The sequence below is a fragment of the Myroides sp. ZB35 genome, assembly GCF_001865835.1.
Lineage (GTDB): Bacteria > Bacteroidota > Bacteroidia > Flavobacteriales > Flavobacteriaceae > Flavobacterium > Flavobacterium odoratimimum.
The window spans coordinates 2,222,807-2,238,140 of sequence record NZ_CP017769.1 but is presented as its reverse complement, the minus strand read 5'-3'; the positions used below and the strand labels follow the sequence as shown (position 1 = coordinate 2,238,140).

At 33.0% G+C, this 15,334-nt stretch carries 13 protein-coding genes and 1 riboswitch; of the genes, 2 read left to right on the top strand and 11 right to left on the bottom strand.

Annotated features, from left to right (window positions below):
* From BK054_RS10130 to BK054_RS10110, 5 genes are all read right to left on the bottom strand, one after another.
* Positions 1–2,361 carry a TonB-dependent receptor gene (locus BK054_RS10130; protein ID WP_006263060.1) on the bottom strand — a complete coding sequence of 787 codons (2,361 nt, stop codon included), beginning with the start codon at positions 2,359–2,361 and terminating at the stop codon, positions 1–3.
* Between the two features lie 371 nt (positions 2,362–2,732).
* Positions 2,733–3,209: a hypothetical protein gene (locus BK054_RS10125; protein WP_006256954.1), complete on the bottom strand. Its 477-nt coding sequence runs from the start codon at positions 3,207–3,209 to the stop codon at positions 2,733–2,735.
* A 32-nt stretch (positions 3,210–3,241) separates the two neighbouring features.
* Positions 3,242–4,192, bottom strand: coding sequence for an NAD(P)-dependent oxidoreductase (locus tag BK054_RS10120; protein WP_006256955.1), 951 nt, complete (start codon positions 4,190–4,192; stop codon positions 3,242–3,244).
* A 20-nt stretch (positions 4,193–4,212) separates the two neighbouring features.
* Positions 4,213–5,280, bottom strand: a complete 1,068-nt coding sequence (gene serC, locus BK054_RS10115; protein WP_058699328.1) for a 3-phosphoserine/phosphohydroxythreonine transaminase — start codon at positions 5,278–5,280, stop codon at positions 4,213–4,215.
* Between the two features lie 598 nt (positions 5,281–5,878).
* Positions 5,879–6,937 carry an acyl-CoA reductase gene (locus BK054_RS10110; protein WP_058699327.1) on the bottom strand — a complete coding sequence of 353 codons (1,059 nt, stop codon included), beginning with the start codon at positions 6,935–6,937 and terminating at the stop codon, positions 5,879–5,881.
* 74 nt (positions 6,938–7,011) lie between these two features.
* Here BK054_RS10110 and BK054_RS10105 point away from each other — a divergent pair, with 74 nt between their 5' ends.
* Positions 7,012–7,362: a 4Fe-4S dicluster domain-containing protein gene (locus BK054_RS10105; protein WP_006256958.1), complete on the top strand. Its 351-nt coding sequence runs from the start codon at positions 7,012–7,014 to the stop codon at positions 7,360–7,362.
* A 564-nt stretch (positions 7,363–7,926) separates the two neighbouring features.
* On the opposite strand, the gene BK054_RS10095 is transcribed toward BK054_RS10105, so the two are convergent.
* From BK054_RS10095 to BK054_RS10070, 6 genes are all read right to left on the bottom strand, one after another.
* Positions 7,927–8,763: a hypothetical protein gene (locus BK054_RS10095; RefSeq protein ID WP_071307226.1), complete on the bottom strand. Its 837-nt coding sequence runs from the start codon at positions 8,761–8,763 to the stop codon at positions 7,927–7,929.
* A gap of 149 nt (positions 8,764–8,912) precedes the next feature.
* Positions 8,913–9,140 (bottom strand): hypothetical protein, encoded by a 228-nt coding sequence (locus BK054_RS10090; RefSeq protein ID WP_058699326.1) that lies wholly within the window; start codon positions 9,138–9,140, stop codon positions 8,913–8,915.
* A 187-nt stretch (positions 9,141–9,327) separates the two neighbouring features.
* Positions 9,328–9,582: a hypothetical protein gene (locus BK054_RS10085; protein WP_006256961.1), complete on the bottom strand. Its 255-nt coding sequence runs from the start codon at positions 9,580–9,582 to the stop codon at positions 9,328–9,330.
* A gap of 378 nt (positions 9,583–9,960) precedes the next feature.
* Positions 9,961–10,779: a hypothetical protein gene (locus tag BK054_RS10080; RefSeq protein WP_058699325.1), complete on the bottom strand. Its 819-nt coding sequence runs from the start codon at positions 10,777–10,779 to the stop codon at positions 9,961–9,963.
* A gap of 812 nt (positions 10,780–11,591) precedes the next feature.
* Positions 11,592–11,990, bottom strand: a complete 399-nt coding sequence (locus BK054_RS10075) for an acyl-CoA thioesterase (protein WP_058699324.1) — start codon at positions 11,988–11,990, stop codon at positions 11,592–11,594.
* 199 nt (positions 11,991–12,189) lie between these two features.
* A riboswitch (cobalamin riboswitch) is annotated at positions 12,190–12,383 on the bottom strand.
* Between the two features lie 133 nt (positions 12,384–12,516).
* Entirely contained in the window at positions 12,517–14,010 is a 1,494-nt protein-coding gene (locus BK054_RS10070) for a hypothetical protein (protein ID WP_058699323.1), read from the bottom strand.
* A gap of 146 nt (positions 14,011–14,156) precedes the next feature.
* On the opposite strand from BK054_RS10070, the gene BK054_RS10065 reads away from it, so the two are divergent.
* Positions 14,157–15,332, top strand: a complete 1,176-nt coding sequence (locus BK054_RS10065) for a 2-isopropylmalate synthase (RefSeq protein WP_006256966.1) — start codon at positions 14,157–14,159, stop codon at positions 15,330–15,332.
* Positions 15,333–15,334: the final 2 nt, after the last annotated feature.

Here is a 15,334-nt window from a genome sequence, read left to right as displayed (position 1 = left end):
TTATAAATTATATCTCAGTTTTAAAGTCACTGAACGACTTGGCTTTTGTAAACTGAAGTTGTCATACAATGTCTTATTAGCTAGATTCTTCACCTCTACTGCCACATTATATCTTCCATCACGAATAGCATAATGCAAACTGATATCTTGTGAGAATTGCTCTGGTATATATCTCTTATACTTAGCGATACCAGCACTAGGAGCATATAAATAATATTTCTGTACATACATCATATTATAGTCTAGACGCAAACTATTCTTAGATCCAAATACTTCTTTAAAATTGAATGACACCATCCCATTTCCATATAGATAAGGGATATTAGCCACTCTATCTCTATATAAAGCACTCACTTCCTCAGAATTATTCTCATACTTCATATCATTTAGAATATCTTGATATGTAACATTAGCCATCACAGAGAAGAAATCTTTGTAGCTATATCTTATCTCTCCATCAAATGACTTTACTAAAACTCCTCCGATATTTCTATTTACTTTTTGAGCTGCAGTACCTTGTCCTGTATTAACTTCCTCCTTTATATAATCTTTAGCTTTTCGATATAAGAAATTAGTCTCTACCTTGAATTGGTTTACTTCATTAATAGTAAATCCATATTGAAGTCCTACATTAAAGTTATTACTAGACTCTGGTTTTAGATTATAATTAGAAGCTAAGTTTACCTCATCCCCAAACATCTCATATGCTTCTGGCATACGTATGCTATGTTCAAAAGACCCTTTTACTTGTAAGTCTGGCAGTATATTATAAGCTGTAGCTATTCCATATCCAGTAAAGTTCTGTCTATTGTCTTGTGTGAAGTAAGTCTCGTTATAATAGCGTTCTGAGTAATTATATTGGAAGTACTTCTTTAGAAATGCTATCGCGTTCCACTTTTCATTATGCGTATACTGGTAACTAAAACCTAATATAGCCTTATTAGATTTCTTAGGTAGATTATTATTCTTTAACGTAGCGTCTAATAAATCCTCTCCTTTTCTATTAAATAAAGATAGATTATAGTTTACCGCAAACAGATGATGCTCACTTAGTGCATAATTTGCATTAGCGATTACTGATCCATTATTATTTTTGTACTTAAATCTTCTTCTCTCTATCTCCCCTCCTTCTTTCTTTAAAGTATTTTTTATAATATAATCTCCATCCCAGTTATACAATCTATTCATTGTATCTACAGATTGTTCACTACCTAGATTATAATTAGCATTTACAGAAACATTCAGATTTTCTACTAAGAAATCTTTCTTTGTATAACTAAAACTTGGTAATATTAAGTCCCCTTTAGTAAAACGACCGCCATAGACATCTTCCATTCTATTCCCAGTCTGGATCTGATTGTAATTCTTTCCTAACGTAATCCCAAATAGTAACTCATCAGCATACCACTTATTCACCATACCTCCTTTTAGGACAATTCCTTCATTGTGATAACGATCGTGGAATCGACGAACTCTCTTTGGCGTAAGTACTCCTGTTTCAAAATTGTGAACATCTACATTCACTTTATAATCATTGTCAGAATAGTTTTGATAAGCATTTAATTGAAACTTATATCCTTTATCTGTAGTCATTCCCATATTGACAGATGAACGCACAGTATTAAAAGATCCATAAGAAACTGTGGCGTCTAAATATTTGCTCTTAGTATTCTTAGTGATAATATTTAGAGCACCTCCTAGAGCATCCCCTCCTAAACTAATAGGAACTACCCCTTTATAGATCTCTATGCGTTCTATCATATTTACAGGGATATTGTTTAGTTGGAAAGAAGATCCTACTCCCTCTAATGGAACTCCATCTAAGTAGAATTTGATCTGATTTCCACTAAAGCCGTTTAGAGCAAAATTAAAGTTAGAACCAAGTCCCCCTTCTTCTCGCACACGTACTCCAGCACTTCGGTTTAAAATCTGATTGACATCAGATACTGTATTGGCTAAAGCTTTTACTTCTACAGCGTTGACAGTATAAGCACTTTGCCTTACTTTTTCACTAGCACTCTTAGCTTTAATATTAATTTCACTTAATTGCTGTTGTTGTTCTTTTAATTTTACTGACAGTACTTTAGTAGTTTCTTGATCAAAAGTAATATTGCTTTTAAAAGAGTTGTATCCCATAAAACTAACTTCTATGGTCTCTTTTTTATTTGGAACTTTTAACTCAAAGTTTCCTCTTTCATCAGTCTGAGTAGACTGATTAGATTCGATACCAACAATGGTTGCATAAGCTATTGGTACATTTTTTTCATCTAACACTTTTCCTTTTATAGAATAAGCCAGTTGTTGAGCATGACATAAAAGGTTAAAAGAGAATAAGAACGTAAGTAGTATATATTTTTTCATTTAAGATTGTATTTCTCAAAAGGCAATAAAGAACTTGACACAACACCTTTTGATTACTATGCATTGAATATTTAACTAGTTTATAAATCACATATAAGTGTTTACTTAGACCATAAATATTTAACAGCTATTTAGATATTCCATAATTAACTATGATTAGCAACAAAAAAATAAAAATCTAATAATCAACATATTACCAACAACAATATATTAATTATTATTTAGACTAATTTTATATAAGTGCAAATATATAGTAAAACTTAACATAAAATCAAGTTATGCGAGTATTTATTTTTAATAAATCTAAATAATAAAAAAAGGCGATTATTCATTGTATGAATAATCGCCTCTATATTAATGCGTTATAACGACTAGAACAATCCTTTTAATTTATCGATTGCTCCTCCTAATCCTTCTTTTCCTCCTAGTAAAGACCCTAGCATATCTTGTGCTCCTCCTTGTCCTAGTCCACTTAGGATTGTAGACATATCAAAACCTGATTCTCCTCCTTGTATTTTAGCTACTATAGCTGATACCACTTGCGGTACTACACCATTAGCAAAACTTCCAGCTACACCTTCTGATAAACCTAATTTACCAACTAATCCACTGATAAGGTTACCTATCATACCTGTTACGATAGGATTAGATGCAATATTAGAAGCTTGACCTGATAATAAATTAGTCAATCCACTAATATCTCCAGAGCTAACACTATCCTTTAATCCATTGATAATACTGTCTCCTGTTTCTTTAGTAACTGCACTTGTAAGATCTGACGTGATCCCACCTTTAGCCACTTCACTAGAACTAATCTGTTCTACTAATTTTGTAATTTGCTCTAACATAGTTTTATTTTTTAGATGTATAAAACTACTTATTATTTTCGCAATACTTGCATTTTCTCAAAAATTTCATCCCATATTAACACTTTACTTTCATCAGTAGAAGCATTAATATTAGGAGATAAAGAAAAGGCAGGTTGCATCAATACTTGAATAGCGGGATGAGGCTCCTCTTCGAATCGATCAATCCCAGCAAACAATACCGTTTCAGCATTTACTACATCCACTAAATCTACTTCGTTAATCGCTTCTGGATAAGCACAGTTAATCACTCCTATCAAGTTATGAGCATGACTAAATGCCTCTTTATCTAAGATATACTTTTGATAATGTTTAGTATGAATAGTGACAAAATGAGAATCATGTAATAATCTATGCATATCTGTAGAAGCCAAATCTACTCTAAAGTGTATTCCATTTGGCAATACAAAGTCAGCTTTAATCTCAGGTACTGAGGCATCTGTATACAACACATTCATTCCTAAAGCCAACGCTTTTTGAGCCACCTTCTCTCCTGCTGTATTTAAACCTATAATCCCAAGTGTCTTACCTGCTAATTCAATCCCATTGCTATAAGACTGCTGTAGAGATTTAAAGCTAGCATCGCCTTCTAAAGGCATATTGCGGTTCGACTCTTGTAACAAACGACATCCCGAAAACAAATGTGCAAATACTAACTCTGCAGTAGCATTAGACAATGCTTCTTCTGCCCATATTACCTTAATACCACAACTTTTGATATAATCTATACTATCTAAGTCTATCGAAGTACCTGCAAAAACAATAGCTTTTAGATGGGACATCTCATCTATCATTTTTTTATTCAATAAAGTTCCCTGTTGTAACAACAGAATCTCTATCTCATTCTTACTTGTATAATTAACTAACTGTTCGTGAGCTACACGAACCTCTTTTACTTCAAATCCCAATCCCTCTAAGTCGTTCTTTACTTCTTCTGGGATACCATCATTCGCTAATATTCTCATCTGCGTTATTTGATTCTTTATTAAATCTTTGATTTCATCGTATGTAACACTTCTACTAGAGCATCCACACTCTCTTGTTTCAAGGCATTATACAGAGAAGCGCGATATCCTCCAGCTACTCGATGACCTTTTATATTGGTGATATTCGCCTCCATACACAATGTATCGAAGACCCTTCTCATTGTCTCTTCTTTAAAATCAAAAGTCATATTCATCTTTGATCGATATGCTACATCAGCTAGTCCTACTACATAATCTAACTCATCTATAGCACGATATAGAGTAGCTGCTTTTTGATTATTAATCTTTTCGATAGCCTCTACACCTCCTAAACGTTGTAACCATCTCAAGTTTAATAAACTCGTGTATATAGCAAACACATTAGCTGTGTGATATAAACTACCTTTATCGATATGCTCAGCATAATCCATCATTTGAGGTATCATACGACCTGACTTACCAAGAATACTATCTTTTACTAAAACAACACTTAACCCTGCTGGGCCTATATTCTTTTGTGCTCCAGCATAGATTAGGTCTATTTTATCACAGTCATATACTCTAGAATAAATATCCGAACTCATATCACAGACTATCGGACAGTCTGCCTTAGGCACATCGCTAAACTGCGTACCATATATTGTATTATTAGAAGTATAATGCACATAATCTAGCCCCGAAGGAATAACGATATCTTCTGGGATATAAGCATATTTTCTATCCTTAGAAGTAGCTAATACCTCAACTTGACCGAATGTTTCTGCCTGTGCTATAGCCTTAGAAGACCAATTACCTGTATCGATATATCCTGCTCGTTTCTGCATTAGATTATATGGAACCCTTAAGAATTCCATACTTGCTCCTCCTTGTAAGAATAGAGCTGAATACCCCTTCCCATCTAGTCCCAACAGAGACAGAGCCAAATGCTGTGCTTCTTCTAGTACAGCTATAAACTCCTTACTGCGATGAGAAATCGAAAGTATAGATAATCCACTTCCATTAAAATCCAATACAGCATCTGCAGCTCCTTTATATACCTCATCTGGTAATAGACATGGCCCTGCACAGAAATTATGTACTTTAATCATGTTTTGTTGTTTTTTCTGTGAAACTGTGAATTTGTGAAACTGTGAAATCGTTTTTTTGTAATGTCGTTTTTTTGTGATATCGTGAAATTGTTCAGTCTATAATCCTAAAATTAATCTATCAGTTGGCGCGGATTTGTAATCCGTACCTTGTTCTGTAAACATTTACAGTGACACGCAAAATATTGCGTCTCTACTAATGCTGATGTGGTTTGTAACCTGTGCCTTATATCAGTTGACGCGGATTTGTAATCCGTGCCATGTTCTGTAAACATTAACTGTGACACGCAAAATATTGCGTCTCTACTAATGCTGGTGTGGTTTGTAACCCTCGCCGTATATCAGTTGGCGCGGATTTGCAATCCGTGCCATGTTCTGTAAACATTAACTGTGACACGCAAAATATTGCGTCTCTACTAATGCTGGTGTGGTTTGTAACCCTCGCCGTATATCAATTGGCGCGGATTTATAATCCGTACCGCTTTCTGTAAACATTAACTGTGACACGCAAAATATTGCGTCTCTACTAATGCTGGTGTGGTTTGTAACCTGTTCCGTATATCAGTTGGCGCGGATTTATAATCCGTGCCATCTCTAATCATTACAATCCTAACAAAAATTCAATAGTATCCACATTATCAGCATAATCCCATAACTGTGGTTCTTGTGTCTGTCCAAAAGCAATACTGCCATCTACTAGATTATTAGACACGATACATTGTATCTTATCCACATCCTGAGCTAGTCTCGCTTTTACCTCATTAATATCAGTATAGTATTCATAGAATACAGACGATATAGGTGAAGCATATCCCTTATCCTCTTTCACAGTTAAGAATCCATTATCTAGAATCTTAAACTCACTCATTAAGAATACAGCTTTATTATAATCATAGTTATTAGAATATTTCTCATATTCTATAACATCTTTGTACTCAAACATACCTTGATAAAAACTATCAAATACATAACCTTCTGGTACGAATATCTTAGATACATTACGGCATCCTAAGCCGTAGTATGTAAACACATCTTTACCTAAAGCCACCATATCCTCATGACTCTCTGTACCATCTAAGACAGCAACAGAGTTTCTATTCTTGCGAATGATATTAGGAACACTATTAAAGTAATAATCAAAATAACGAGCTGTATTATTACTTCCTGTAGCTATCACTGCATCAAATCCTTCCATCTTCCCTTCAATAAAATCAAAACGACTAGCAAATCCAGGCTCTACAGCTACTAAGTAATTCGCTAAAAAAGGAAGTAATTTTTGGTCATTAGAAGACATTTTTACCTTAGCAATATTACCCGAAATCAATACACTGATAAAATCGTGAAATCCTACTAAAGGAATATTACCTGCTAAAATCAATCCTACTCGCTTATTAGGCTCAGTAGAAAAATCATATTTTGAAGTCCACTTTTCTAAATTATCTTGTGTCAACGCACTTGCCCAAGAGTTGATCGAGATCACTACTTGTTCTAATGTGAACCATCCATTGTAGTTTACTGAGCTGTGAATCAGCTCTTCAAACTTTGAAAAAAATTCATCATTATGACATACATCATTGTTTTTTACAAATTCATTTGCAGCGAATTGGCTCAAAAATTGACCTAACTTAACAAATGCATTTTTTTTAACATCTAAATTCATATTGACTTGTTTGTGAATTGTTTTGGGTGTAAATTTGCATACAAAGTTAATACATATAAAACAAAATATAAGCTATGGCAATCATTATAACAGACGAATGCATAAATTGTGGAGCTTGCGAACCTGAATGTCCTAACACAGCGATATATGAAGGAGCAGATGACTGGAGATATAAAGACGGTACAGCCTTAACAGGTAAGGTAGTTTTACCTGATGGTACTGAAGTTGATGCTGAAGCAGCTCAAGAACCTGTTTCTGATGAGTTCTACTACATCGTACCTTCTAAGTGTACAGAGTGTAAAGGATTCCACGAAGAACCTCAGTGTGCGGCAGTTTGTCCAGTAGATTGTTGTATTCCTGACGACAACCATGTCGAAAGTGAAGAAACTCTTTTACAAAGACAAGCATTCTTGCATAAGCACTAAGCAACATATAAAGCTACTCTCTATGAGTAGCTTTTTTCATTTATCACCATAGCCATAAATCGATATATTACTCTACTAGCTCAAGGATTCTTGAGCTTTTTGTTTTTGACATTTCGTTGTAATACAATCCTTATTTCCATTACAACTCTAAATTACAATTAGTTATAAAATTATTTTTTATTAACTTTATAGGTAATTAACACAAAAAACAAAATCATTATGAACAAATCTCATGCATTTTGGATCACGGCCATGATCCTTATCACGACCTCAGCCTTTGCAGATAGTCCCTCCATCAAGATATGGGGAGGTGGACTTACACTAGGTTCGCTTATCGCAGTATTCCTATCTTGGACGAGAAATAAATCTATTCTTTGGGCCATTGTCCATTTCTTTCTCGGATGGTTATATGTGATTTATTATTTCTTTAGCAACAACTCTAAATAGTATAAAAAATACGCTCTGATGACTAGTCATCAGAGCGTATTCATTTCTATCTCTTCCCTATTGAATGTTACACTCAATTAGTTTATATCGCCAATCATATTATACCAAGTTAATATCTTATCTTTTATTCACTGCTTTATTAAAAGTAATTGGAACAATCAAATTGCTATTATAGTAATTTCCATTAATATCTCTATTAAAATGATAATCTTCTAACTTTTCATTTTTTAAAGCATACATAATATCTGTCACTAATTCAGTATACATAGCATTATCTGAACTATAATTTCTAGGAAAATCTAATGCCAGATTCCACTTTTGAGCTTTATAATCAGATTCAATATTTACTAATATATAATTAGGCACAGAACCATTCTTAGTATAAATAGTATTAGTTATTTTTGCCTTCACTTTTTCAGATAAATCTATCATTTTATCCTTTGGAAACTTAAATCTAGTATATAACAAACAACCATCAGTATTAATAACTTTTCCATCTTTAGAATAGCATTTAATCACTTTTTCTTTATTTACAGTTGTAATCTCTTCTATCAATCCATCCAACAAAAATTGCTTAGTAACAAGTGTAGAACCCTTTTCTTTTTTATTAAGATAGGTTACAACCCTATCCATATAAAGAGTTTCTTCTTTAGTATTTAAATCTCTCTTATATATTTTTGATTTAAACTCATACTTATTATCAGCTAATACACTACCTGTATAGACCACTCTATTTGTCCAAGAACGAGTAGAATCAACCTCAAATCCACCGTTGAAATAGCGTGTAAAAGTTATATTCTCATTCTTTTTTAGAATACTCTTAATAATATCATTCCCCGTAAATTTCATTCGACTCTGTCTAAGGGCACTTCCGCCTGGTGTATTCTGACTATAACCAAGTGAAGATATAACTATAGCTACAAATAATAGCGTTGATTTAAATAATACTTTCATTGAGGTTTGATTTAATATTTTACATATAAAATCAAAACTAGAAAGTCCACTCCGTATATCCTAGACATTATCTGACAAAAAAGATAAAACTTTAACTTATTATTAATATTTCATACAAAACTTACATTCTATCATTTAACACACTATAACTATCCATGGTGAGCTATAAATGTCAAAGGAATAGTATAGTTACGATTATAGAAATTACCATATAAATCTTTATTAAAGTGATACTCTTCTATTTTTAAACTATTTAGGGCATTAAGAATATTAATCACTAAACCCGAGTACAAATGATTACTCACTTTATAGTCTTCAGGAAAAGAAAATATTACAAACCATTTCTTACTTAGATAATCCGCTTCTATATTCAGCAAGATGTAAGAAGGTATTTTTCCTTTAGAACTATACAGAAGATTCTGTATTCCCTGTTTTACATCTATAGATAAAGCCTCAAACTTATGTCCTGGAAATTTAGAATAACTATATAGCAGACATCCCTTATCGTTTAACTTAGCTCCATTTTTATCATAACAGCTAATGGTCTCCTTCCCTTTATCACTCTTATACTCTTCTACTAGCCCCCCCTTTTAAGAATTGCTTTCTTATGTAGACCTGTTTCTTTCCTTTCTTATCTAATAAAGTTCTTTTGCTTTCTTCCTCTTTAACTAATTTTCTTGTTTCTATATCAAGCTTATAAGTCTTAGTCATTAGTAAATACTGATTATCCTTTAGGCTTTTCCCTGTATACTTCACTACTCTGTCCCACGTAGATACAGAATCAACAGCATTAATACTGTTAAAGTATCTAGTAAACAATGTATCTTTCTCTTGCTTATTTAACTCTTTTACAATATCATATCCACTTAAAAGCTACCTATTAATTATAAGCGCATCAGAAGCTGGTCCCCCCTGACCATATCCTAATACTGAAATTAAAAAAAGTATTAACGCCGTTATTCTATTTAATTGCATTTGTCTCATTATCATATCTATTTCTTTATTCTATAATTTAATTACATATAACTATAAAAGTATTTTTCACCTACTTTATTGTATAAATACTTTCTATTTAAGATTACTCTTGTTCTAAACGACCTATCACCTAGATAACTATTACTATTCTCTTAGATCATTCCTTCTTCAAAACATTATATTTTCAATACTCTAGAGTTCTTTAATCTCTAACTATTCTTATCATCTAAAAGATAATGGGATAAACATAGTTCTATTATAATAATTACCATTAATATCTTTATCAAAATGATATTCTTCTAGTTTCTCATTATTTAACACATGTGCTATAGCAGCTACTAAACTAGTGTGCATATCAGAGCCTAACTTATACTCTTTAGGAAAGTCTAAAGCTAGATTCCAACGTTGGCTCTCATAATCTGCTTCAATAGCCAATATGATATAACGAGGTAGTCTACCTTTACTCTTACTTACTAGATTAGTTATTGTTTTTTGTAGATTGTTTTGAAACTTTTCTGTTTTTTCAACTGGGAAAGGTGTCTGAGAGTAGCGAAGGCATCCTGTTTCATTCAACACGTTCCCTTCCTTATCTATACATTTGACAACATATTGTTTATTCTGATGAACTACCTCTTCTACTAATCCATCTAATAGATATCTCCTATTCAATATATGAACAGCATCTGATTTATTCTTATGATATACCTTCTCACTTTCGGTATTTAGCTTTAACTCACCCGAATTCTTTTCTTTAAGCCTACTCTGAGCAGACAGCTTATATTTATTATCGTCCAGTTTTTCTCCTGTATACTTTACTTCTTCTTTCCATAAACGCGTAGAGTCTACTAAGAAGCTGCTTAAATAATGTCTCGTAAAAACCGTATCTCTTCCTGATTTTAATAAATCTTGAATAACATCATTGGCACGATATACCTCAACACTATTATACTGCTTTACATTTCTTTTCTTTTTTTGACCATATACAGTCATAGTTGTAGTAGCTAATACCACTGTTAATACAATGTTTAACAATCCTTTCATGCGTGATGTTTATTGGTTTTTTACAAGTGAATCCAAAACTATAAAGTCCCTTTCCAAAATCCCAGACATTATCTGACAGATTCACTATTTCTCAAATTTATTTTAACCTTATATCCAAGGAGAATACATGGTCAATAAAAGGACAATTCTTCGACTAACGACCTCTTTTGCCCACTAAATACGGCTTATTGTCCACCAACTGTCGAAGGAATTGCAGTCAAACTACTGTTTATAAGGCTTTAAGGGGATATAAAGAAAGTATTCATTCTACACATTAAACAAACAAAACACTATAAATCAACACATTAAACAGAAATCACTCTTAAAAAAAATGTCATCCTTTTTTTCAAAAAGAACTAATTATAGGTCTTTACAGAGCTAATTATCAAAAAAAAGGAAGTATACTCTATAAAAACTCGTTATAAAAGGTCAATTTTTGAATCAAAAAGTAAAAAAATGAGTTTATTATTTTTAAGATTATACCTCTTATAAAAGGTTTATAAATGGAGTTAGATAGCTATAATGAAACCAATGTTTAGATCTCAAAGACTAGATTAAACCCAGAATAAGCGTTAGCCAAATACTACAAAGCAATTCTACTTCATATCTCTTTCATTAGCTCTAAAACCATACTATAGTATGCTTGTATCACTAATTCAGAGCTATTTTGTATAATTACTTTTCGTTTATCTGTCTATCACTGATTCTGGGTTAAAAGGAGTCAAAAAAAATGGGGATAAACACTAACCTGTCTATCCCCCTACCAAAAACTAAAAAATGTAAGATGCTTACAAAATTTACTTGTATAAAACCTAGTCTAATATAGATATCGGTTTGAAATTATCATCTAATGCTACGAGTGTTAATACTCCTGTCACTACTTGGATGCGTTCATCCTCTCTCATCTTCTCTCTGTACACATTGACACGGATGCGAATACTCGTATTACCGATAGACTCTACCTCGCCTACCATCTCTACTAATGAGCCTGCTGGTATCGGCTTGCTGAAGTCAATCTTATCACTGCTAACAATCACAAAGTTCTTTCTACAAAAACGCGTAGCAGTCATAAATGCTGTCTCTGTCATCATCATGATTACTCGTCCACCGAACATCGTGTTATGATGATTAGTAGTATCTGGAAATACTACCTTAAAGACACTAGTGATTGCCTTCGATTTGCGTTCTTCTATCTCTGCTTCTATTAACATAGTTATATTCGTTAATCCTACAGTATTCAGACAATACTATAAACTAGATAGAAATCTATCAAACTGCTATTCGAGAAAATGATTTGGAATTAAATGAAAAGATACAATGTGCTTATCCTAGATTATACAGACTATAATCTCATGGATTAAATAATAAACACATTCCAACTTGACATAAAGCTCTAAACCGCGAAAGCATAGTCTATAAACAGAATTAGGCAGGTCTCCTGACTTGTAACTATTTTTTATCATCCTTCCCATTACTTAAGTAATAACAGTGGATCACTTGGATAAAAAATTAATGAATTACTTACAGTTGCGCGACAGTTCGTGATTCTCACACGATTCCCTTTTCATATACAACTAAGTATAACCTATTTCTATGGAATAAATACTGTATTATTTTCTAATACTGTGGCGAAGATAGTAATTCTTTTGAAACATCCAACACATTTTAATCAAACAAAGCCACATAAACTAAGAAGTCTATGTGGCTTTTATCATTGCATAAGTCGATATATTTAAACTAAACTATTTTCTTTTTTGCCCAATTTAGGACATCTATATAGAGAATACTTCTCACATAAAATCTATTCGTATAGAGCTCTTCAGTTTCTTTTACAAATCGCTCTAAAACAACCTTCTGATCTTTAGCCGATGCCCCTAATAGCCCTTCGAATAGCCTCATAAAGGTGTCGTGTATCTGTGTTTTATTTTTCATCTTTTTCATCAAGGTTCTATTGGCTTTAATAAAATCTTCATAATACTGATCTTGTCCAGACTCATACTGTGCCATTAGAGATAAGATGCGCGTATGGAATAGTAAATCTTCTTGTACAGAATAGTCAGATTTGTTCAAAATGCGCGCTGTATAAGCAAGTGAATCTTCATACTTCTTGTACCCAAAATACAAAGAGGCTACTTTAAAATACAGAATATGGAAGTGATGCTCATCGATCATATTTCGATATTCATTAATACCACGCTGTAATTGCTTGACAAAAAGTAAACTGCCATTATAAGTCTGCTGTATAAACTCTATATTCAACTTATTACTAAACTGTAATAAGAATCGCTGAGAATCTATATTCATAGACTGAGGGAAACTCTCTAAAGTTAATTGTTCTTCTAACTTAGCATTCCAATAAATATACTTATCCACTGATTTAAATAACAATAAGATTTTAAATAGATAAGAATTTCCTTTTAAATACCATATAGGATGACTCTGTATCATCTTAGGATGCTCATAGAATAGCGTCACCCATAGCTTAGCGTATTTATAAGCATTGTGATAATCTTGGATTAGAAAACACAACCACACATGTGCTTTAAAGTACCACAACTTCTCTCTAAAGTTAAGCACCTTCACATCTATATCTAAGAGCTGATCACTAAATCGGGTAATTAGCTCTTGCTTATCTTCCTCGCTCTTAGCATACCCTGAGGTAAGCATCTCGTTATAGAACTTCAGTGATAGATTAGATAACTTAGTCGCATAATAGTTCTGTATAATCAGGTCATTAGACTGTGCGATAAGCTCGTCTGCACGCCCCGTAATACTACGAGTGATATACTGAGATTCGATTACCTTTTCTAGTTCTATAATCTCTAGAGCCAGGCTTTTCTCCTCTACATCTAAAGCGATTTGTTTCGCCTTGTCTAATATTTTTAGCCCTTGCTTATGTAATCCTTTTTGATACAAAATGGTTGCAAAATCTAATTGTTCACGTATCTGTATTCTTACGTTTTTCTTACTAGGATTCATACGAAGGCTAGCCAAAATAGCTTTATACAGATTTGCTTTTAAGTTGGATAATTGTTGTTTACTCGTTATTTTTTGTTTGAGAATAACTTGCTCATCATACTCCTCCATCTTATCCATCGCATTAAATAAAGAGATGAATTTAGCATCTGCATTATTCTGCAACCTATTCACATATAAAGTAAATTGACGTTTCTCTGACCTTGTCAAAGATTTTATCAATATAAATAACCAGTCTTTCCCCCAATTTGACATTGTAATAAAAAATATTTTAACAAACTAAAAAACAACAACTTAGATATTGAAATTGGTTTTTTAACATTGTAGTTTTTGTTTTTTTGATAAAGTTAACAAAAAGCTTTTATACACTTTTGTCTAAAGTTATTTAAAAACATAAAAATATGAAAACTGAAAAGATTGAGATTTTTGACACCACATTAAGAGACGGAGAACAAGTACCTGGTTGTAAACTAGATAAACAACAAAAGTTAACTATTGCTCAGCAACTCGATGAATTAGGTGTTGATGTGATTGAGGCAGGTTTTCCTATTTCTAGTCCTGGTGACTTTGAAGCTGTTCAGGCGATTAGTAAAATCGTTAAAAACGCTAAAATATGTGCACTTACTCGTGCGAATACAAAAGATATAGATTCGGCAGCTAAAGCATTAGAGTTTGCACAAAAACCAAGAATACACACAGGTATCGGTACATCTGACTCACATATAAAATACAAGTTTAACTCAACACAAGAGGCCATTATAGATCGTGCTGCAGAAGCTGTAGCTTATGCTAAGAAGTATGTACACGACGTAGAGTTCTATGCAGAAGACGCTGGTAGAACTGATAATGCTTATCTAGCGAAAGTCTGTGAAGCAGTGATCCAAGCAGGGGTGACAGTGATCAATATCCCAGATACTACTGGATACTGTCTACCTACAGATTATGGAAACAAAATCAAGTACCTAAGAGATCATGTCAAAGGAATAGAAAACGTCATCTTATCATGTCATTGTCACAATGACTTAGGAATGGCTACTGCTAATTCTATCGCTGGAATAATCAATGGAGCTAGACAGATCGAGTGTACTATCAATGGTATAGGTGAACGCGCAGGTAATACTGCTCTAGAAGAAGTAGTCATGATCTTAAAACAACATGAAAATTTAGGCTTTCATACAGATATTAATACGACGATGTTAAACCACTTAAGTCAGTTGACTTCTTCTACGATGGGAATGGTAGTACAACCGAATAAGGCTATCGTAGGTGCGAATGCCTTTGCTCATAGTTCTGGTATTCATCAAGATGGAGTGATTAAACGAAGAGACACTTATGAGATTATTGACCCTAAAGATGTAGGTGTAGACGCTTCTTCTATCATTCTAACAGCACGTAGTGGTAGATCTGCCTTAGCATATCGCTTCAAGAATATCGGATATGATGTCACTAAAACAGAACTAGATACTTTATACGAATATTTCTTAGGCGTAGCAGATACTAAAAAAGAAGTAACCGAAGTAGACTTATTTGCCATTATGAATATGTATACACAAAACCAGATTATTAAACACGCCTAAAC